The organism is Marinobacter salinus (genome assembly GCF_001854125.1).
GTDB lineage: Bacteria > Pseudomonadota > Gammaproteobacteria > Pseudomonadales > Oleiphilaceae > Marinobacter > Marinobacter salinus.
Genome location: NZ_CP017715.1, coordinates 1,863,568 through 1,884,050, shown reverse-complemented (window position 1 = coordinate 1,884,050; position 20,483 = coordinate 1,863,568). Strand labels below are relative to the sequence as shown.

Annotated in this window: 20 protein-coding genes and 1 pseudogene; 12 read left to right on the top strand and 9 right to left on the bottom strand. The window is 55.7% G+C overall.

The window, feature by feature from the left end:
- Both BKP64_RS08655 and BKP64_RS08650 read right to left on the bottom strand, forming a co-directional pair.
- Entirely contained in the window at window positions 1-1,026 is a 1,026-nt protein-coding gene (locus BKP64_RS08655; protein ID WP_070973617.1) for an NADP-dependent oxidoreductase, read from the bottom strand.
- Between the two features lie 211 nt (window positions 1,027-1,237).
- Window positions 1,238-2,146: a DUF1853 family protein gene (locus BKP64_RS08650; protein WP_070968583.1), complete on the bottom strand. Its 909-nt coding sequence runs from the start codon at window positions 2,144-2,146 to the stop codon at window positions 1,238-1,240.
- Between the two features lie 85 nt (window positions 2,147-2,231).
- Between BKP64_RS08650 and BKP64_RS08645 the strand changes: the two genes are divergently transcribed.
- The 3 genes from BKP64_RS08645 to BKP64_RS08635 all read left to right on the top strand — a co-directional run bounded on the left by BKP64_RS08645 (window position 2,232) and on the right by BKP64_RS08635 (window position 4,505).
- The gene (locus tag BKP64_RS08645; protein WP_070968582.1) at window positions 2,232-2,672 is read left to right on the top strand and encodes a VOC family protein; all 441 of its coding nucleotides are present in this window, start codon (window positions 2,232-2,234) and stop codon (window positions 2,670-2,672) included.
- A gap of 89 nt (window positions 2,673-2,761) precedes the next feature.
- The gene (locus BKP64_RS08640; RefSeq protein ID WP_070968579.1) at window positions 2,762-4,159 is read left to right on the top strand and encodes a hypothetical protein; all 1,398 of its coding nucleotides are present in this window, start codon (window positions 2,762-2,764) and stop codon (window positions 4,157-4,159) included.
- Window positions 4,131-4,505, top strand: coding sequence for a hypothetical protein (locus BKP64_RS08635; RefSeq protein WP_070968576.1), 375 nt, complete (start codon window positions 4,131-4,133; stop codon window positions 4,503-4,505). Before BKP64_RS08640 ends, BKP64_RS08635 begins: the two co-directional genes overlap by 29 nt.
- 42 nt (window positions 4,506-4,547) lie before the next feature.
- On the opposite strand, the gene BKP64_RS19690 is transcribed toward BKP64_RS08635, so the two are convergent.
- Complete coding sequence (locus BKP64_RS19690; protein WP_070968574.1) at window positions 4,548-5,078, bottom strand: cold-shock protein; 531 nt, start codon at window positions 5,076-5,078, stop codon at window positions 4,548-4,550.
- Between the two features lie 227 nt (window positions 5,079-5,305).
- Between BKP64_RS19690 and BKP64_RS08625 the strand changes: the two genes are divergently transcribed.
- A complete protein-coding gene (locus BKP64_RS08625) occupies window positions 5,306-5,524 on the top strand; it encodes a SlyX family protein (RefSeq protein WP_070968571.1) in 219 nt (72 codons plus the stop codon).
- Window positions 5,525-5,544: 20 nt separating this feature from the next.
- On the opposite strand, the gene dapE is transcribed toward BKP64_RS08625, so the two are convergent.
- From dapE to map, 6 genes and pseudogenes are all read right to left on the bottom strand, one after another.
- Window positions 5,545-6,681, bottom strand: coding sequence for a succinyl-diaminopimelate desuccinylase (gene dapE / locus BKP64_RS08620; RefSeq protein ID WP_070968569.1), 1,137 nt, complete (start codon window positions 6,679-6,681; stop codon window positions 5,545-5,547).
- Complete coding sequence (gene dapD, locus BKP64_RS08615; protein WP_070968566.1) at window positions 6,668-7,696, bottom strand: 2,3,4,5-tetrahydropyridine-2,6-dicarboxylate N-succinyltransferase; 1,029 nt, start codon at window positions 7,694-7,696, stop codon at window positions 6,668-6,670. Before dapD ends, dapE begins: the two co-directional genes overlap by 14 nt.
- Before the next feature lie 30 nt (window positions 7,697-7,726).
- Complete coding sequence (locus tag BKP64_RS08610) at window positions 7,727-8,074, bottom strand: ArsC family reductase (protein WP_070968563.1); 348 nt, start codon at window positions 8,072-8,074, stop codon at window positions 7,727-7,729.
- Window positions 8,071-9,273 (bottom strand): succinyldiaminopimelate transaminase, encoded by a 1,203-nt coding sequence (gene dapC / locus BKP64_RS08605; RefSeq protein WP_070968560.1) that lies wholly within the window; start codon window positions 9,271-9,273, stop codon window positions 8,071-8,073. The genes BKP64_RS08610 and dapC overlap by 4 nt, the downstream gene beginning before the upstream one ends.
- A pseudogene (locus tag BKP64_RS08600) lies at window positions 9,270-11,914 on the bottom strand ([protein-PII] uridylyltransferase). The gene dapC and the pseudogene BKP64_RS08600 overlap by 4 nt, the downstream one beginning before the upstream one ends.
- Window positions 11,915-12,685 (bottom strand): type I methionyl aminopeptidase, encoded by a 771-nt coding sequence (gene map / locus BKP64_RS08595; protein WP_070968556.1) that lies wholly within the window; start codon window positions 12,683-12,685, stop codon window positions 11,915-11,917. It lies immediately after the preceding pseudogene.
- A 256-nt stretch (window positions 12,686-12,941) separates the two neighbouring features.
- Here map and rpsB point away from each other — a divergent pair, with 256 nt between their 5' ends.
- The 8 genes from rpsB to rseP all read left to right on the top strand — a co-directional run bounded on the left by rpsB (window position 12,942) and on the right by rseP (window position 20,481).
- Entirely contained in the window at window positions 12,942-13,694 is a 753-nt protein-coding gene (gene rpsB / locus BKP64_RS08590) for a 30S ribosomal protein S2 (RefSeq protein WP_070968553.1), read from the top strand.
- Between the two features lie 90 nt (window positions 13,695-13,784).
- On the top strand, window positions 13,785-14,654 hold the full coding sequence (gene tsf, locus BKP64_RS08585; protein WP_070968550.1) for a translation elongation factor Ts: 870 nt from the start codon (window positions 13,785-13,787) through the stop codon (window positions 14,652-14,654).
- A gap of 182 nt (window positions 14,655-14,836) precedes the next feature.
- On the top strand, window positions 14,837-15,565 hold the full coding sequence (pyrH, locus tag BKP64_RS08580) for a UMP kinase (RefSeq protein ID WP_070968547.1): 729 nt from the start codon (window positions 14,837-14,839) through the stop codon (window positions 15,563-15,565).
- 71 nt (window positions 15,566-15,636) lie between these two features.
- Window positions 15,637-16,194 carry a ribosome recycling factor gene (gene frr / locus BKP64_RS08575; RefSeq protein ID WP_070973616.1) on the top strand — a complete coding sequence of 186 codons (558 nt, stop codon included), beginning with the start codon at window positions 15,637-15,639 and terminating at the stop codon, window positions 16,192-16,194.
- A 69-nt stretch (window positions 16,195-16,263) separates the two neighbouring features.
- Window positions 16,264-17,034 (top strand): polyprenyl diphosphate synthase, encoded by a 771-nt coding sequence (gene uppS, locus BKP64_RS08570; protein ID WP_070973615.1) that lies wholly within the window; start codon window positions 16,264-16,266, stop codon window positions 17,032-17,034.
- Window positions 17,035-17,056: 22 nt separating this feature from the next.
- Window positions 17,057-17,896, top strand: a complete 840-nt coding sequence (locus tag BKP64_RS08565; protein ID WP_070968545.1) for a phosphatidate cytidylyltransferase — start codon at window positions 17,057-17,059, stop codon at window positions 17,894-17,896.
- A 2-nt stretch (window positions 17,897-17,898) separates the two neighbouring features.
- On the top strand, window positions 17,899-19,083 hold the full coding sequence (gene ispC / locus BKP64_RS08560) for a 1-deoxy-D-xylulose-5-phosphate reductoisomerase (RefSeq protein WP_070968542.1): 1,185 nt from the start codon (window positions 17,899-17,901) through the stop codon (window positions 19,081-19,083).
- Between the two features lie 48 nt (window positions 19,084-19,131).
- Window positions 19,132-20,481: an RIP metalloprotease RseP gene (gene rseP, locus BKP64_RS08555; protein ID WP_070968539.1), complete on the top strand. Its 1,350-nt coding sequence runs from the start codon at window positions 19,132-19,134 to the stop codon at window positions 20,479-20,481.
- Window positions 20,482-20,483: the final 2 nt, after the last annotated feature.

The following is a 20,483-nucleotide window of genomic DNA, read 5'->3' as shown; positions in this document are numbered from 1 at the left end:
TCAATCCGCGATATGGACAAGCTGCTTGCCAAAGTTCTTTCCTTTGAGCATACCCTTGAAAGCATCAATGGCGTTTTCAAGACCTTCCGCTACGGTCTCCCGGTACTTGATCTCACCGGAAGCAATGCGAGAGGTCAGGATGTCGGTAATCTCCTGATGCTTGTCCTGCCACTCGGTAACAAGGAAGAAACGGTGCTCCGGAACCGGATCCAGAGCCTTGAGCACATGGAACGGCGTTTCCACACTGGCCATATCCGTCGCGTTATAGGCAGACACATACCCGCAGATGGGCACCCGCGCTCCGTGGTTTAACAGAGGCGCGACAGCCCGGGTAACGGCACCGCCGACGTTCTCAAAGTAGATGTCAATTCCGTCCGGGCACGCTGCCTTGAGGTCTGCTTCCAGATTGCCGGCTTTGTAGTCCACGCAGGCGTCAAATCCCAGTTCATTAACGACAAAGTTGCATTTTTCCGGACCACCAGCGACGCCGACCACGCGGCAGCCTTCGATCTTGGCCGTCTGGCCGACGACCGTGCCCACCGGGCCCGATGCGGCAGAGACAACCACGGTTTCGCCAGCTTTTGGTTTACCGACATACATCAGGCCGCAATAGCCGGTGCGACCCGGCATACCGGCGACGCCGAGATATGTTTGCAGTGGTACGGAGTCTTTCTGATGAATCTTGTACACCATAGGAGCGTCACCGGGAAATGTGACGTATTCCTGCCAACCGGAATAGCAAGTAACGAGATCTCCTTCCTTCAGATTGTCAGACCTCGATTCAACGACTCGTGCCACGCTTTCACCAACAATCGGTTCATCAATGCCGATCGGATCCATATAACCTTTGGCATCGTTCATGCGCGGACGCATGTAAGGGTCCAGAGACAGCCAGAGTATCTGCGCGACGACCTCGCCCTCGTTGGGCGAGCGAACGGGGCGCTCCTCCATCACCAGGTCACCGTCCTGAATCTCCCCCTGCGGGCGTTGTTTGAGTACAACTGCACGATTTTTATATTCGGTCACAAACTCTCTCCGGTTGCGTAATGAAACCAGATTAGGGTGAAGGAGAAAGTTCTTGTGGTCAACCTCCCATTTGAAGCTGTCGCTGGATGCGTTGGGGTTACATCCAATGCAGTGCTCGTTATAATCGGTTTCGCTCAGGATGAGCCAGGACAACACTCACATCTTCAGGGACCGAAGACATGCCCCCAAGCAAGCGTACTGCAGTTCAACCCTATTTAGCCCCTGCTGGCCAGGAGCCGGGCACGATGAATAATCGCCTTTGCTCGCACCATGTATCGCTGGCCCGGTCGTATGCAAGCTCCGCAAACAGGCGCGGGATTTGATCGTGATCGATCATGGTCAGTGCCTGCGTGGATTCTTGCGGTTGCGGAGCTTCCGACTGGTGCCAGGGACCTACCCAGTGCGGCTTTTGCAATAGTACCCAGCTTGCAGTGTCGGCCTTAGTGACTTCGCTGGCGTATGCCCACCACCCGTAAAGGTGGTTTGAGGGTGCCGAGCCGGGGGCGGAGATTGGCTCATTTAGTGGGTAAAAGAGATATCCCGGCATGAACACTCGGGCTGTTATGGGACCGGCGATACCGTGTCTCTTAAGTAGTTCCAGGGTCTCCGGTTGGTGCGTCCGTCTGCTTTGATGGTTGATCAGCCTGTCGCTTTTCAGGTCCAGGCGGTCCCGGGCATTGGGTCCGTACCATAGAGCTTCATGGCTCCCGCGCGGGACACCGAGATAGTACTTAATGGCAATTTCGTGGTGCTCAATCCGGTCGTCTATCGGGTTATGGGCAATAAAATCCAGCTCTCCGAGCGTTCGTCCGTTTGATTGGATCTGTGCATTTTTGAGCAGGATATCCCAGCCAAGCAAATCTGAGAGGAGTACCTCGTAGAGCCTCTCGAAGTAAAATCCGAGTCTTCGCTGGGGGGGCTCCCTGAGCAGCCTTGGTGCGCTTTCTGGATTCCGGTCCCAGGCCTGGAGAGTGTCCAGGTAATCCGGGGGCAGGTAGCGACCGGGCTCGAACAGGCTTGAACTGCTAATAAGCTGGGGAGCCATGCACAGCCAGGCCAGATGCCTGACTGCCGGGCAGCTGAATGAGAGAATCTTTTTGGTTGGGGTGCTTGCATCCATTGGTGAAGAATACCGTAAACTATCGTTCAGGTAAGGGTGAGGAAGCACTCACAGGCAAACCACCAATTGATGAACAGGAGCCGTCATGCAATACCTCCACACGATGATTCGGGTCAGCAACCTGGACGAGACTCTGCACTTTTTCTGTGACTTGCTGGGGATGAAAGAGATAAGTCGTAAAAGCAGCGACAAGGGGCGGTTCACCCTGGTGTTTCTTGCAGCGGCTGAAGATGAAGACCGTGCCCGTCAGGACAAGGCCCCAATGATTGAGCTCACATACAACTGGGATCCTGAGGAGTACACGGGCGGGCGGAATTTTGGCCATCTGGCCTACCGTGTCGATGATATATACGGACTTTGTGACCACCTGAAGGCCAATGGTGTCACGATCAACCGTCCGCCGCGGGACGGCTACATGGCGTTTATCCGGACCCCGGATAATATCTCCATCGAGCTGTTGCAGAAAGGGGAGGCGCTACCACCCAAAGAGCCCTGGGCCAGCATGGAGAACACTGGCACCTGGTAAGTTCGGAGGCGTTGGGGCTTAGTCTCCCGCCGCTAAAACGGGATTGCGTCAGGAGGATGCGATCCGGAACTGAAAACAAGGAGAGTTGCATGGATGACTGGCAAGGATGCCTGGCCCCCGAGTGTCAGACTGCCCTGGTGCGGGCCGGGGAGAACGTTGATCGCCGTGGTGGAAGCGTTATTACCACTGAAGATTTCCTCCTTTCATTACTGGATACCTGCCCTTCGATTACCCGGTTTCTTCGCGTTCGGGGTGTCGATATGGATGAACTGGTCCGGACCATCCAATGTGAACAGCCAATCGTGACCGAGGTTGGAGGAGAAGGGCTGCTGTCTTCCCAACTGATTTACTGGCTCGCGGCCGCCCGTCAGGTCTGCGATGCACCCTGGCTGGACTGGCCAGTCTTGCTGGAGGTTTTGACTCACAAGGCTGAGCGCCTGCAGGGCAAGGCTTATGTTGCCGTGCTGGAGCTGGTCCCCGACTGGGCCGTGGGAGGCGATGAGGGCAATGGGGGCGAAGCGAAGAGCCATGCCCGCGCCCCGATTGTTATTACCGATGCGGATTGGCTTGAATTGGCTGAGGATGTCGCGGTTACAATGTCGGCTTTGGTGGATAGCTTTGTTTGGGTTCGCGGTGAACGTGGAATCGGGAAGTCTTCCTGGCTGCAATGTTTTCTGTCATCGCTGGATCTGGACGTTGTGGAACTGGATCTGCGTCGTGAGGCAGAGGTGATGACCAGCGAATGGCCTGCGGTCCCCTCTGATGAGGAACGCAGGCGATGGCCCGTTATGGTTCTGGATAACACATCACCGGCGGACCTTCTGGCTCTGATGCAAAGGCCAGGTAGTGTTTCAGCACAACTGGTCGGGGGGTGGGAAGGCGGCCTCCTCCTGCTCGGACCCGATAACAACACCGGTGAAGAACGCATCCTCGAACACTGGCTCGGCAGGTCGCTTGAAGTATTTGATATGCCAGGGTCAAGCCAGGTCCAGCGGAAGGCAATACTGGTCGCGCATCAGGCGGCCATTGAGAAGCAGTGGAATATCGAGTTGCCTCTGTCTGTCATTCATTACGCTGCGACTCGTCGGAGCCACTGCGTAAGCATGCCGGGTGGGATACTTCAGTGGGTTGAGAGGGCCGCGGCCAGGTTGGACTTGTTCGCCAGGTGCGGTTCCGCGGAGTCTCTTGCACTGGCAGGTCAGGCTGATACTGTTCGTCGGCAGAGCCTGGTTGCCATGGCGCGGAATGAGGATGTCGGCGCCCCAGGGAGCGGTCTGGACGACCTCCATTTACGGAAGGCCGCAGCGGAAGTGTTGTGGCATGAGCGAAAGTCGGCGGGTACATTGCGGCGCCTTTCGTCAGAGGATCTGCGATGGGAACTCGAACGTTGGGTTGCAGCGCGCCCCGGGCCAGTTCACTATGTGCTTCATTGTGATAATCAGGACGGAGATTCAGCGGGTGCAGGATCTGGAAATTTACATTCGTGACCTCCCGGCAGGCGCGGTTTCACGTTGGCTCGGGAGCCATCTGGACAATCTCGAGCTTGAGGACGGTGTGACATCGTCCTTCGTTAAGGGGGCTGGTGTTTATGAGGGTGAGCGGCTGAGAATATCCCTTTACCCAGGCGCTTTCGGAAAGCGCTTCACCTCAGTGGTTATTGAGGGGGCGAAATTACCCTGGAATACTGATCTGGACTGTGCTCGAAGTGCGTGGCGCTCGATGGATACGGAGATTCGCTGCAGCCCGGGCGACTGGAAGGAAGGGGAACCAGTGGAGGATGAGAAATGGTGGCGCCTTGACCACAGGGGCGAACAGCAGGTCGTATGGAATTGAAAAAGGCAGCCCGAGGGCTGCCTTTATGGTTATCTGCAGGTTTCAGTCGCTCAGGATAGACACGTTGTCTGCCTGCAGACCTTTATCCGCTTCAACAACATTGAAACGAACCAGCTGGCCCTGGCGCAGAACCCGACGACCGCGACCACGAATGGCGCGGAAATGAACAAAGACTTCATCACCGCTGTCGCGAACGATAAAGCCGAAGCCTTTCTTGACGTTAAACCACTTTACGGTGCCTTCTTCGTCACCTTCCGGGCTGTTCTCGTCATAGTCACCATCGTCATCATCCTGGTAGTTGTCGTCCTGAGCGCGGGCGGCACGGTTTGTTGTGCGCTTGGCCGCTTGCTGCTTGCCTGACAGGGCAACGGTCAGGAAGCCAACGAAACCGAAGATAATAAAGGCGATGATGTAAGCTGCAATGCCTCGATTGCTTCCGAGAGCCTCTACAAATTCACCTGATGCAATCAAACGAAGAGGTTCCGGGGTAAATGAGAGCAAAAGGGCCAGTACCAGTGGTGCGGGAATAGCGATCAGGATAGCAACAAGGATCGCTTTGGCTGGATTACGCATTGACTGAGATTTCTCCATTCTTTTAACGCTAACGATAAAAAACCGGATATCGGGTAAAATCGCACATCCGGTCGATGAAAACCGCGAGACTTCCTGAAAATGGAAGTGCCAGCGGGCAAAAGCGGCATGATACCAGATTATCCCGAGCGCTGACCAAATCAATGCAGTTGCGGAGTGCCGTCAGTCGCATTCTATAGCCACCCATGAACGGGAGTTTCTTTAGCCAAATGAGTCAGAAAGAGCTGGAAGCACGACTCGACGAACTGGAAACGCGTTTAGCGTTTCAGGATGACATCATAAATACCCTGAGCGAGCAGGTGGCGAAGCAGGAGCTTGAGCTTCGTGAACTTTGGGAGGCCAAGCAGCTCCTGCACAAGCAGCTGAAGGACGTGTCCCCTTCAAATATAAAGAGCGAGGAAGAGGAAACCCCTCCTCCCCACTATTGAAGTATGCTGGGTACTGAGGTCTAGGCGAGCAGTTCAACCAGGATCTGTTCGTAGATTTCGGAAAGCGTGTTCAGGTCCCCGGCTTTAACGCACTCATCCACTTTATGGATGGTGGCGTTAATCGGACCAAGCTCCAGAACCTGGGCGCCGGTCGGTGCAATGAAGCGTCCATCGGATGTGCCACCCGAGGTCGAAAGCTCTGTTTCCCTGCCAGTCACGGTGCGAATGGCATTCTGGCTGGCAGAAACCAGTGCGCCGCTGTCCGTCAGAAATGGCCGACCGCTGAGGTGCCATTGCAGATCGTATTTCAGATCGTGACGATCAAGAATGGCAACCACCCGCTCTTCAAGGCTTTCCGCAGTGTTTTCTGTGCAATAGCGGAAGTTGAAATGCACCAGGCATTCGCCGGGAATGATATTGCTCCCCGTACCCGCTTCCAGCTTGGTGATCTGGAACGTGGTCGGCGGAAAGAAGTCATTGCCGTTATCCCAGAACTCGTTGGCCAGGGAATCCAGAGCTGGCGCCACAGTATGAACCGGGTTCTCTGCCAGGTGCGGGTATGCCACGTGCCCCTGAACGCCATGTACAGTCAGGTAACCGTGGAGTGAACCACGGCGACCGTTCTTGATAACGTCGCCGACCTCGTGGGTGCTGGATGGCTCACCAATCAGGCACCAGTCGATCTTCTCATTTCTGGCTTCCAGCGTTTCAACAACCTTTACGGTACCGTGTTGGGCGGGACCTTCCTCATCGCTGGTGATAAGCAGGGCAATAGAGCCCCGGTGATCAGGGTACTTCGTGAGGAATCGTTCGCAGGCGGTCACAAAGGCGGCAAGGCTGCCTTTCATGTCGGCCGCACCGCGGCCGTAAAGATAGCCGTCCCTGATTACCGGCTCAAACGGCGGATGTGCCCAGTTTTTCTCCGGCCCGGTGGGTACAACGTCAGTGTGTCCGGCAAAGGCCAGAACCGGCCCCTCTGAACCCTTGCGGGCCCAGAGATTGTCAGTATCGCCAAAACGGAGACGTTCACCTGAAAAGCCGAGCGGAGTCAGTCGGGACATCATCAAGTCCTGACAGCCGGCATCGTCCGGCGTTACGGACTGCCGGCTGATCAGGTCAATAGCAAGTTCAAGTGTCTGGGAATCAGTTGTTTGCATGCAGCTCTTCGTTCAGCTCAATAGCGGACTTGTTGGTTTTGCACTCCACTGCGCCGGTCTGGCTGTTACGGCGGAACAGCAGGTCTGGCTGGTTGGCCAGGTCCCGGGCCTTGATGACTTCGACCAACTCATTGTTGTCATCCAGCAGGGCGACCTTGGTGCCGGCCGTAATGTATAGGCCCGCTTCCACTTTGCAGCGATCGCCCAGCGGAATGCCGATGCCAGCGTTGGCACCAATCAGGCAGTTTTCGCCAACGGCAATAATAATGTTGCCGCCTCCGGAAAGCGTGCCCATGGTGGAGCAGCCGCCACCCAGGTCGGAGCCCTTGCCAACCATAACGCCCGCTGAAATGCGGCCTTCGATCATGCTGGTGCCTTCGGTGCCGGCGTTGAAGTTGATAAAACCTTCATGCATTACCGTAGTGCCTTCGCCTACGTACGCGCCCAGGCGGACTCTCGCCGTATCCGCAATGCGAACGCCCTTGGGCACGACGTAGTCGGTCATCTGGGGGAATTTATCCACAGATTTCACTTCCAGGGTACGGCCTTCAATTCGGGCCTGAAGCTGTCGGTCCGACAGCTCGCCAAGATCGATAGCACCTTCGTTGGTCCAGGCGAGGTTTGGCAGCAGGCCAAAGATGCCATCCAGTTTCAAACCATGGGGTCTGGCCATGCGATGGGAAATCAGGTGCAGCTTCAGGTAAACCTCTGGCGTGCTGGAAGCGGTGTCGTCGGTTTCCAGAATCGTCACCACGACCGGACGAGCGCTTGTTGCCGCTTTCTCAGCGAGCACGGCCTGTTCCGTCTGGCCAACCTGGCGCAGAGCATTTGCAAGCTGGCTGAGTTGCTCGGCGGTGGCGCCCATGGCCTGGTTGCCGCCCTTGTAATCGAGAGCATTAAAAACCACTTCCATCAGGGCGTTATCGGGTGTCATGACCGGCTGCTGGTAAAACACTTCCAGCCATTCGCCCTGTTTGTTCTGGGTGCCGATACCGATACCGAATGCGAAACTCATCAGGTGTTTGCTCCTATAAATTCGTCAGATTCAAGCGTTGGAAAACTGTTTGGCCCATTCTTCGGCATTAAAGCCGACCGAGACGGAATCTTTATACTCAACGACCGGCCGTTTGATGATCGAAGGGTTCTCGATCATGATGTCATGGGCGGATTGGGCGCTAATGGTATCACGAACCTCGTCAGGAAGTTTGCGCCAGGTGGTGCCGCGGCGGTTGATCAGAGCCTCCCAGCCGACTGCCTTTTCCCAGCGATTCAGTAACGTGTCATCAAGACCCTCTTTCTTGAAGTCGTGAAACTCGTAGGAGATGCCTTGTTCGTCCAGCCACTTGCGGGCCTTTTTGACGGTGTCGCAGTTCTTGATGCCGTATATCTTCATGCTTTGCTTGCCTTTACAAACTCGACGATGCGCTTTGCTGCTTCGACACACTCCTCCAGAGGGGCGACCAGTGCCATGCGAACCCGGTTTTCTCCCGGGTTGTAGCCATCCACCGCTCGTGACAGGTAACGGCCGGGCAAGACGTGAACATTCTGTTGGGCAGACAACTCGCGCGCAAAGGTTTCATCATCCATGGGTGTCAAAGGCCAGAGGTAGAATCCCGCATCCGGGAAATCGACGTCCATGACTTCGCGAAGAATGGGGATCACTGCCTCGAATTTACTGCGATACGCCGCCCGGTTTTCCTTCACGTGGTCCTCATCCTGCCAGGCAGCGATGCTGGCCAGCTGATTATGGATGGGCATGGCGCAACCGTGATAGGTACGGTACTTCAGATAACCTTTGAGTATGCCGGAGTCGCCGGCCACAAAGCCCGAGCGCAATCCTGGCAGGTTGCTGCGCTTGGACAGGCTATGGAACACAATACAACGGCTGAAATCATGCCGGCCGATGGCCGCGCAGGCCTGCAACAGACCCTCGGGTGGATTGTTTTCGTCGGGGTATAGTTCCGAATAACATTCGTCCGAGGCGACGATGAAGTTGTGTTTGTCGGCCAGCGCAATGACCTTGACCAGAGTGTCGCGGGGGATCACTGAGCCGCTGGGGTTGCCGGGAGAGCACAGGAAAAGAATTTGGCAGTCCTTCCAGACGTTTTCCGGCACACGGTCAAAGTCCGGTATGAAGCTGTTTGATGCGTCGCAAGGCAGGTAAACCGGCGTGGCCCCCGCCAGCAGAGCGGCACCTTCGTAGACCTGATAGAAAGGATTCGGGCTGACGACAGTTGCGTTGTCGCTTGTAGCCACAACGGCCTGTACCAGCGAAAAAATGCCTTCCCGCGTCCCGTTAACAGGAACGATGTTGTCAGCAGGGCTCAGTGATCCCGGCTTGAGATGAAATCGCCGGGTCGCCCATTGGGCGATGACCTCGCGCAGCTCGTCGGTGCCTTTGGTGGTCGGGTAATTTGCAAGCTTGTCCAGATTGTCCGAGATAACCTGCTTCACAAACCCGGGTGACGGGTGCTTGGGTTCTCCGATGCCGAGGGAAATGGGCGTCAGATGCTCAGGTGTGGCAATGCCGGCTTTGAGTTTGGTCAGTTTCTCGAAAGGGTAGGGATGGAGCCTGTCCAGGTTCGGGTTCATTGAATATCGTCCAGCATTTTACAGAGGTCCCGCTGCAGTTCTTGGCACTGATTGGGGTCGCGAAGGGGCTCACCATGCTCGTCCGTGACAAAGAATACGTCCTCAACGCGTTCTCCCAGCGTGGCGATTTTTGCGTTGGCGAGGCGCACACGGTGCTCAAGAAGTACCTGGCCGATTCGTGCCAGAAGGCCGGCCCGGTCCGGCGTTATGACTTCCATGACCGTACGCTGGTTTACGGTGTCGTTAGAGAACGTTACCTCGGTTGGAAACGCGAAGTGCTTCAATTGTCGGGGCGTTCGACGATGAATGATGTCCGGATAGTCTTCAGGGTCATCCAGTTCCTCGATCAGGCGCTTGCGCACCCGTTCCTTGCGGGCCGGATCTGTACCCAGGGGCTGGCCCTGCTCGTCCAGAACCACGTAAGAGCTGATCGAGTAGGGGCCTGCGCTCGAGCTGATTCTCGCATCCACGATATTCAGGTTGAGCTGTTCCAGCACGGCGGTCGTGGCTGCGAACAGGGCTACCCGGTCTTTCATATAAATGATGATCTGAGAGTAGCCGTCAGTTGGCCCCCCACGGGTGTCGCGGATCAACACCAGTGGATCGGGATTGTCTCCATGGCGGATGATGGCTGCTGTTTGCCAGGCAATATCGACGGTCGAATCCTGCAGGAAATAGTCTTCATCCACCGTTTGCCAGATATTGTCGATCTGCTCATCGGTCATGTTCTGTGCGTGCAGGATCTCTCTTGCTTCTGACTGGGTTGCGCTCACCCATTCATGGCGGTTGACCGGTGTTTCGGTGCCGCGCCTGAGGGCTCGCTTGGCCTCAATGTAAAGTTGACGAAGCAGGGATGCTCGCCAGGTGTTCCAGAGCTTCGGATTGGTGGCGCTGATATCGCAAACCGTTAATACGTAGAGATAGTCTAGGTGTGCCTGGCTGGGAACGGCCTGGGCAAAGTCATGAATGATATCCGGATCTGAAATGTCTTTGCGCTGGGCGGTCATGGACATCAGCAGGTGATTCTCTACCAGCCATGAAATCAGTTTGGTGTCCCGCTCGCTGAGGTGGTGCCTCTCGCAGAAGGCTTCTGCATCGATAGCGCCCAGTTCGGAGTGATCGCCTCCACGCCCCTTGGCCACATCGTGATAGAGGCCGGCAATGAACAGGGTTTCGAGTTTTGGCAGCCGATGAATCAACCGCGACGCCAGGGGATATTCAGATCGCGCCTCAGCACCGGTAAGCCTGATCATGTTGCGGATAACCCGCATGGTGTGTGCGTCGACAGTATAAATATGGAAAAGATCGTGCTGCATCTGGCCGATGATCTGGCCGAATTCCGGCAGGTAGCGCCCCAGTACGTTGTACTTCTTCATGGCTGACAACGTCTGGTCCAGCGGATGGGGTGTCCGCAACAACTCCATGAAGAGAGTGGTTACTGCCAGATCGGAGCGGAACGCATCATCAATCAGGTGGCGATGTGCCCGCAGTGAACGGATGGTGGTCGCCCGGATCCCCTTGATTTCCGGATGTTGGGCCATCAACACAAAAATTTCCATGATGGCGTAGGGGGCGTAGGCGAAAACCTGGTTGTTGACGGCCTCTATGTAGAGGTTGCGCATCTGAAAGCGCTTGTTGAGTGGCTGTATGTCGTCTTTGGTTCCGGTGCCAAGAATCGCTTCGTCATAGTATTGGAGTATTACGTCCGTGAGCTCAGCCAGTGCGAGCACGGTTCGGTAATAGGACTGCATCATCAGCTCAACGCCGAGGCGCTTATCTTCATCCCGGTACCCGAGCATCTCGGCCAGTGCTCTCTGGTGATCGAACAAAAGCCTGTTTTCGTTGCGGTCTGCCAACAGCTGGAGACCATAGCGAAGCTGCCAGAGGAAGGTTTCGCCCTGGAACAGAATCTGGTGTTCTTCCTCCGTAAGAATGCTGAAGCTTGTCAGGTCGGCGATGTTCTGAAGACCGAAATGCCGCTTGGTAATCCAGCCGATAGTCTGGATATCCCTGAGGGCCCCCGGGGAACCTTTAACGTTGGGTTCGAGATTGTATTCGGTATCACCATATTTTTTATGGCGTTCTTTTTGCTCTTCCCGTTTAGCGATAAAATAGTCGCGGTCGCTGCTCACCGCATCAGAGTAGACCTGCTCGCTCAGTTCTTGCCTGAGTTCGTCCGGCCCCGCAATAGTGCGTGTCTCCAGCAGGTTGGTCAGGATGGTTATGTCTTCGCGTGCCGCTTTCTTGTTTTCATCAATGCTGCGTACGCTGTGGCCAATGTCGAGCCTCAGGTCCCAGAGAAGTGTCACGAAAGCACCGAGATCTTCCTGCCAGCTTTCCTTGATCCCATCTTTTGTCAGAATCAGGAGGTCTATGTCGGAGTGGGGGTGAAGTTCCCCCGACCGTAACCGCCGACCGCAATCAATGCGATGTCTGGCGAGCTGGAAAATGGATACCGGTTCCAGATCAGTCGCAGGACAGTATCAACGGTATCCGCTCTGGACTGGACCAGGGCACGAACATCGGCGCCCTGGCGAAAAGCTTCTGCGTCGGCATTGTACCTTTCCCTCAACAGCTCCCTGGCGGCAGAGACGGGAGAGGTGTCATTACTGATGCGGGATTCCAGCTCGCTGAGGTCCACTTATAAGGACTCTTCCGTTCGTTTAGTGAGGACCTCATGACCGTCAGCGGTCACCAGGATGGTGTGCTCCCACTGGGCGGACAGCTTGTGGTCCTTGGTAACCACGGTCCAGCCGTCCGGCAGTAGTTTGGTCTGGTACTTGCCCTGATTGATCATGGGCTCAATGGTAAAGGTCATACCTTCTTGCAGCTCGAGGCCGGTTCCGGGCTTGCCGTAGTGCATGACCTGGGGCTCTTCATGGAACACCTTGCCGATACCATGACCGCAATAATCCCGCACCACTGAGTAACGGTGTTTTTCGGCATGCTGTTGAATCACATGACCGATATCCCCCAGGCGCGTACCGGGTCTGACCAGTTCAATACCTTTATATAGGCATTCCTGGGTAATCTGGATGAGTCGTTCGGTTCCGGGTTTGGGTTTTCCGACGATCCACATTTTGCTGGTGTCGCCGTGGTATTCGTCTTTAATGACCGTCACATCAATATTGAGGATATCTCCGTCCTTCAGGATTTTCTTTTCTGACGGAATGCCATGGCAGATAACATGATTAACTGACGTGCAGACAGACTTCGGAAAGCCCTTGTAATTGAGGGGTGCCGGAATAGCCTTTTGTTCATTGACGATGTAATCGTGACAGATCCGGTCAATTTCTTCGGTGCTGACACCGGGTTTGATGTGCTCGCCAATCATTTCTAGGACTTCTGCGGCCAGACGGCCGGCTACGCGCATCTTTTCGATTTCTTCCGGAGTCTTGATCGATACCTGCATCGGGCTTCCCATTAATTTGTGTAGAACCGGCATTTTAAGGGGCTGAGTGACTTGGTACAAGGAAGGTCGCTCGCAAAATTAATGGCGTTTTCCGGCCGGTTTATGGTATAAACGCGCCCGCTGGAAACGAATCCAGCAAATTCACACACGTGTCGGCACGTTGTCCCAGGGTGCCTCCCTTCATGTAATCAGAGTGAGGGCAGGTTGGGTCAATCGGACGCGTGGAGGACTAACCCGAAGCTAAAAGGTAAATATCATGGCTCAGGTAAATATGCGTGACCTGCTAAAGGCAGGTGCTCACTTCGGTCACCAGACTCGCTACTGGAACCCGAAAATGTCGAAGTTCATCTTCGGCGCCCGTAACAAGATTCATATCATCAACCTTGAGCAGACTGTTCCTGCGATGAACAATGCGCTGAACTTCGTTCAGCAGCTGGCAGAGAGCAAGAACAAGATCCTGTTCGTTGGTACCAAGCGTGCCGCGGCCAAGATCGTCAAGGAAGAAGCAGAGCGCTCTGGCCAGCCGTTCGTTAACCATCGCTGGCTCGGTGGCATGCTTACCAACTACAAGACCATCCGTCAGTCTATCCGTCGCTACCGTGATCTGGATGCCCAGAGCAAAGACGGCACCTTCGACAAGCTGACCAAGAAAGAAGCTCTCGAGCGTACCCGTGAGATGGATAAGCTTGAGCGCTCCATTGGCGGTATCAAGGACATGGGTGGCTTGCCGGACGCGCTGTTCGTTATCGATGTTGATCACGAGCGTATCGCCATCAAGGAAGCCAACAAGCTGGGCATTCCTGTGATCGGTGTTGTTGATACCAACAGCGATCCTGACGGTGTTGACTACGTAATTCCGGGTAACGATGACGCCATTCGTGCGATTCAGATCTATGTGAAGGCAGTTGCCGACACCTGCATGGAAGCATCCCAGTCTGCGGGTTCAGGCGCTGACGAATTTGTTGAAGTCAGCGAAGGCGCTGAAGGTGCCGCTCCGGCCGCTGAGTAACTCTCAGCTTCACGTTTGAGATGTATGGTATGCCCCTTTTTTTGCGGGCATACCTTCCCACCGAATTCGGAACAGTTAAGAGGATTGAACATGGCTGCAATTACCGCTGCAATGGTCAAAGAACTGCGCGAGCGCACCGGCCTTGGCATGATGGAGTGCAAAAAAGCACTGGTTGAAGCCGAAGGCAGTGTTGACGCCGCAATTGAAGAGCTGCGCAAGTCTTCCGGCCTGAAAGCCGCCAAGAAGGCTGGCCGCACCGCCGCTGAAGGCGCGTCACTGATCAAGATTTCCGACGACAACACCGTTGCTTTCATTCTGGAGGTTAACTCCGAGACTGACTTCGTTGCCCGCGATGACAACTTCATGAACTTCGCCAACGATGTTCTGAACGTAGCCTTCGAGAAAGGTGAAACTGACGTTGCCAAGCTGATGGAAGGCGATCTGGAAGCCAAGCGCGAAGCGCTGGTTCAGAAGATCGGCGAGAACATCACAGTTCGTCGTGTCGTCAAGGTTGAAGGTCCGGTTGTTGGCGGTTATGTCCACAGCAACAACAAGATTGCTTCTGTTGTTGCCCTGACTGCCGGTGACCCGGAAGTTGCTCGCGATATCGCCATGCACGCCGCTGCCGTAAACCCGCGGGTTGGCAAGCCGGAAGACATGCCGGCTGAAGAACTCGAGAAAGAGAAAGAAGTCATCAAGGCCCAGCCGGATATGGAAGGCAAGCCTGCCGAAATCGTCGAGAAGATGATGGGCGGTCGGATCAAGAAGTTCCTCAAGGAAAACAGCCTTGTTGAACAGCCTTTCGTTAAGAACCCGGACCAGACCGTTGGTGAGCTGATCAAATCCGCCGGTGGCGAGCTGGTTGATTTCGTTCGCCTGGAAGTGGGTGAAGGCATCGAGAAAGAAGAAGTCGACTTTGCTGCTGAAGTTGCTGCTGCAGCTGGCACAGGCAAGGCCTGATCCTTCTTCGGTGCTGCAGGGTTGTATCTGCAGTACCACCTGAGTCTGCCACGTTAGCCGGGAACTCCCGGTTTTCGTGGCGGGCTTGTATCTGAGATACCCCTTTTTGAGGAGTATGTCAGATACAAGCCTGCGACGCGTATCACGCCGGATAGCAGCCAACAGACGAAAAGGGGATCACCATGCCGACATCATCGAAAACCCAGCCCAGATACAAGCGTGTTCTGCTCAAGCTCAGTGGCGAGGCCCTGATGGGGGAGCACGATTTCGGTATTGATCCCAAAGTTCTTGACCGCATGGCCCTGGAGATCGGAGCCCTGATCGGCATCGGTGTTCAGGTTGGCCTCGTTATTGGCGGCGGAAACCTGTTCCGTGGTGCTGCTCTGAATGCCGCCGGGATGGACCGGGTAACGGGTGATCACATGGGTATGCTGGCCACTGTCATGAACGGTCTGGCAATGCGGGACGCGCTGGAACGCTCGAACATCCGTACCAGGGTAATGTCCGCCATTCCCATGAGTGGTATTGTGGAACATTATGACCGCCGCCGTGCCGTCCGGGACCTGAAAGACGGTGACGTGGTGATTTTCTGCGCCGGAACCGGCAACCCCTTCTTTACGACTGATTCTGCAGCCTGTCTGCGCGGCATCGAGATTGAGGCTGACGCCGTCCTTAAGGCGACCAAGGTTGATGGCGTATACTCGGCTGATCCTTATCTGGATAGCACAGCTGAGAAATATGACCACCTGACTTACGATGAAGTGCTGGACAAGAAACTGGGCGTGATGGATCTGACGGCGATTTGCCTGGCCCGGGACCACGGCATGCCGCTGCGAGTCTTTGATATGAACCGTGCAGGCGCACTGACTCGCATCGTGACCGGTGAAAAAGAAGGTACACTGATCGAATAATGTAGTTTTCCAGCCGCTCTCCGAGGGGCCGGAACATGGAATGTACTGACGAACGAATTGAGGATGCTCAAGTGATTAACGACATCAAATCAGAAGCCGACAAGAAAATGCAAAAGAGCCTGGAGGCTCTGCACTCGGCCTTTAACAAAATTCGCACGGGTCGAGCTCACCCGTCCATTCTGGACAGCGTTACGGTCAATTACTATGGCCAGGAAACACCTCTCAAGCAGGTGGCCAGTGTGAACGTTGAGGATAACCGGACACTTGCGGTTTCTCCCTGGGAGAAAAACCTGGTTCCGACCATTGAGAAGGCCATCCTGGCCTCCGACCTGGGGCTGAACCCTGCAACCAGCGGCGACCTCATCCGTATACCTATGCCCATGCTGACTGAGGAAACCCGCAAAGAGATGGTCAAGCAGGCGAAGGCCGACGCTGAGCATGGCCGGGTTTCGATCCGTAATGCCCGTCGTGATGCCAACAGCATGATCAAGGAGCTGCTGAAGGATAAGGAAATCACCGAAGACGACGAGCGTAAAGGTGAGGAAGATATCCAGAAGCTGACAGACCATTACATTGCGGAAGTCGAAAAGATACTGAAAGCGAAAGAAGCGGATCTGATGGCGGTTTAATCGCCAGGATTCACTTGCATGCGAACGATACGGCCGGCCAAGAAGCGCGCCGGCCGGACAGGGGATTTCATGACGGGAACTGTATCCGCAGAGATTCCGGAGTCGGCTGATAACCGGCCCCGGCATGTGGCCATCATCATGGATGGTAACAACCGGTGGGCGAAGTCGCACCGGCTAACAGGAGTGGCGGGCCACAAGGCCGGAGTGGATGCGGTCAAGGCTGTGGTGGAAACATGCGCCCGGGAAGGCGTTGAGGTGCTGACTCTTTTCGCGTTTTCAAGCGAGAACTGGCGTCGCCCGAAGGACGAAGTGACGGCGCTGATGCGGCTGTTCTTGTTTGCGCTTGAGCGAGAAGTCCGCAAGCTGCACCGCAACGATATCCGGCTAAGGATCATCGGTGATCGCGCTGCCTTCAGTCCGGCGCTGCAGGAACATATGGAGCAGGCCGAAGAGCTCACTCGCCACAACACCCGTATGACATTGGTGATTGCCGCCAACTACGGCGGCCATTGGGATATCGCCCAGGCCACGCGCCAGGTAGCGGCGCAGGTTCGGGCTGGTCAGCTGGAGCCATCGGACATTACCGATGACCTTATCCAGCAGTACCTGAGCATTGGCGATCTTCCAATGCCTGACCTGATGATTCGTACTGCAGGGGAGCAACGCATCAGTAATTTCATGCTCTGGCACCTTGCTTACACTGAATTGTATTTCTCACCGGTTTTCTGGCCGGACTTCAAGGAAGATGAAATGCGCAAAGCACTTCAAGCTTATGCAGGGCGCCAGCGCCGTTTTGGCCAGACTGATGATCAGATTGCTGCCAAGGCCGCAAAACAATAATTAAACGATAGCGACGTTCATTGTGTTAAAAACCCGGATTATCACCGCGCTCATCCTGGCACCAATTGCCATTGGTGGGATTTTCTTTCTTCCGCCACTGGGTTTTGCCCTGTTTACCGCTGTAATAATTACACTGGGGGCATGGGAGTGGGCAAATATGTCCGGCATCCAAGGGCAAGGCGGCCGGGTGGCTTACGCCGCAATGACGGCCGCGATCCTGTTCGGGCTGCTCAACGTACCGGCTATGATTGTGCTGTGGCTGTCCCTGGTGTGGTGGGTTCTCTGCTTTCTCCTGGTTCGGGGATATCCGTCTGGCTCCTCCAGCTGGGGCAGCCTGCCAGTCCGGTCCGTCATGGGTTTGTTTGTTCTGGTGCCGGCCTGGGTGGGCTTGAATCATATGCGGGTGGGCGGCTTTCAGTTTGGTGACACCACTAATAACCTATGGGTCATCCTTTACGTCTTTTGTGTGGTGTGGGTTGCTGATATTGGTGCCTACTTCTCCGGCCGTGCCTTTGGTAAAGCCAAGCTGGCTCCCCGGGTAAGCCCGGGTAAGTCCTGGGCGGGCGTCTGGGGTGGCCTCGTTGCTGTCGGCGGTTTTGCCGTGATTGTCAGTGCCCTTGCCTCTGCCGGTGTGGTGGAAACCATACTCTTGGTGATTGCGAGCCTTATAACCGGCCTGGTATCTGTGTTGGGTGACCTTCTGGAAAGCATGCTCAAACGTTTCCGCGGTATCAAGGACAGTAGCCAGCTTTTGCCCGGCCATGGCGGGATTATGGATAGAATCGACAGCCTGACAGCTGCGATACCCGTTTTCGCACTGATTATCACCCAGCTTGGCTGGCTCACGACCGGGCACTGGTGACCATGGTAGCGCGACGCATAACGATTCTTGGCGCCACCGGGTCGATTGGCCTCAATACGCTTGATGTGATCCGGCGCCATCCGGATCGCTTTTCAGTTTACGCTTTGACTGCAGGGACCCGGGCGGAGGAGCTTGCGTCGCTGTGTCGGGAGTTCCGGCCTGACGTTGCCGTCATGGCCGATCCCGCTGCAGCGGAAAGACTTGCCGGATTGTTATCGGACCTTCCCGATATTCGCATTAAGAGTGGTCCTGAGGGGCTCTGTGAGGTTGCTTCTGCGTCAGACGCGGATACGGTGATGGCCTCCATTGTCGGAGCGGCCGGTTTACCCCCGACTTTGGCTGCTGTACGGGCTGGTAAGCGGGTTTTGCTGGCTAACAAAGAAGCTCTGGTGATGTCCGGAAAGTTGTTCATGGACGCAGTGGCGGCGTCCGGCGCCGAAGTGCTTCCCATCGATTCCGAGCACAACGCGATTTTCCAGTGCATGCCTGCCGACAAGATCCGGGATCCGGAAAGTGCGGGTATTACCCGTATTCTGTTGACCGCCTCGGGAGGTCCCTTTCGGGAGTCCAGTGCTGAGTCCTTGCGCTCGGTGTCTCCAGCACAGGCGTGTGCGCACCCCAACTGGTCCATGGGCCAGAAGATTTCTGTAGATTCCGCCACTTTAATGAACAAGGGGCTGGAACTGATCGAGGCCTGCTGGTTGTTTAATACGACGCCGGCGAGAGTGGAAGTGCATGTACACCCCGAGAGCATCATCCACTCCATGGTCGAATACGTGGATGGCTCCGTGTTGGCGCAGTTGGGTAGCCCTGACATGCGAACGCCCATTGCCAATGGCCTGGCGTGGCCCGAAAGAATTGATGCCGGTGTCGCGCCTCTGGACCTGTTTTCGATCGGGCGTTTTCACTTCGAGCCGCCCGACCTGGTGCGGTTCCCATGTCTCCGGCTGGCCGCGGAAGCATTTGAATCCGGAGGTACGGCGCCGGCCGTGCTGAATGCAGCCAATGAGGTGGCGGTAGCGGCCTTTCTCGCAGGTAACCTGTGTTTTTCGGACATCCCCGTTATCATAGAGCGGACACTGGCAGCTACTGCGGTGGTGTCTGCGGACAGTTTTGAGACGATTTTTGCCAAAGACACCGAAGCACGGGAACGTGCAATGGAACAGATCGCTCTGTTAACTGTCTGAAATTCGCAGCGATTTGCTGTCGTGCCCTAGCCAACAACCGGGAATGCTATGCAGATTATCGAATCCATTCTGGCGTTAGCGCTTACGCTGGGCATCCTTGTGACGCTTCATGAATACGGCCACTTCTGGGTCGCGCGCCGCTGTGGTGTAAAAGTCCTGCGGTTTTCAGTCGGCTTTGGCAAGCCTCTTTTTTCCTGGTATGACCGCCGTGGTACAGAATTCGCCGTTGCCGCCATCCCGCTGGGCGGGTATGTCAAAATGCTGGATGAGCGGGAGGGACCGGTTCCGGAGGAGCTCAAAGACCAGGCATTTACCTCCAAACCGCCATTGCAGCGAATCGCGATCGCGGCCGCCGGGCCGATTGCCAATTTTATCTTTGCGGTCTTTGCTTACTGGGTTCTGAGCGTTGTCGGTGTAACGTCGGTTGCGCCAATCGTCGGCGAGGTGTCGCCAGATACGGTTGCCGAACGGATGGGGTTGCGTGAGGGAATGGAGATCCACGCTGTAGACGGTCACCGGGTTACGTCCTGGCGAGACGTCAACATGCGGCTGCTGGAAAGGGCCGGTGAGCAGGGTGAAATCGCTATCGACGTCAGTGGAAATAGTGCCCGTGGCATCATCACTGGAGAGCTCGATGGCTGGCGTCTGAGTGACGACACCCCCAATCCGCTTAGTGAATTCGGAATAACTCCGTGGCGCCCGGAAGTGCCGGCCATTCTTGGTCAGATTTCCGATGCCGGGCGAGCTCAGCAGGCTGGGCTTGAAACCGGTGACCAGATACTGGCTGTTGACGGTGAACCGGTAGAAGGCTGGTTTGATCTTGTGGATCATATCCAGAGCGCGCCCGAACAGACTCTGGATATTGCGGTCAAGCGTGACGGTGTTGAACGGTCTGTCAAGGTTACGCCAGCGGCCAAGGCCCTTGAGGATGGCACGGTTATCGGCTTTGTGGGGGCGGGCGTTCAGTCTGTAGAGTGGCCGGATGACGTGCTCCGGGATATCAGTTACGGCCCGTTGGCCGCGATCCCGAATGCGCTTAGCGAAACCTGGTCAGATACCCGGCTGACGTTGGTTGCCATCAAGAAGATGGCAACCGGGCTACTCTCTCCGACGAATCTCAGCGGTCCGATTACGATTGCGCGCGTGGCTGAGGCCAGCGTGAGTTCCGGGTTCGAAGACTTTGTGCGCTTTCTGGCGTATCTCAGTATCAGTCTCGGCGTCCTCAACCTTCTGCCAGTCCCGGTTCTGGATGGCGGGCACATCGTTTACTATGCCATCGAGGCAATTCGGGGTAAGCCTCTTTCCGATGAGGCCCAGGCGCTCGGATTACGAATTGGTATGGCATTGATTCTCACATTAATGGTGTTTGCTCTTTACAACGACCTGATGCGGTTGTGAGA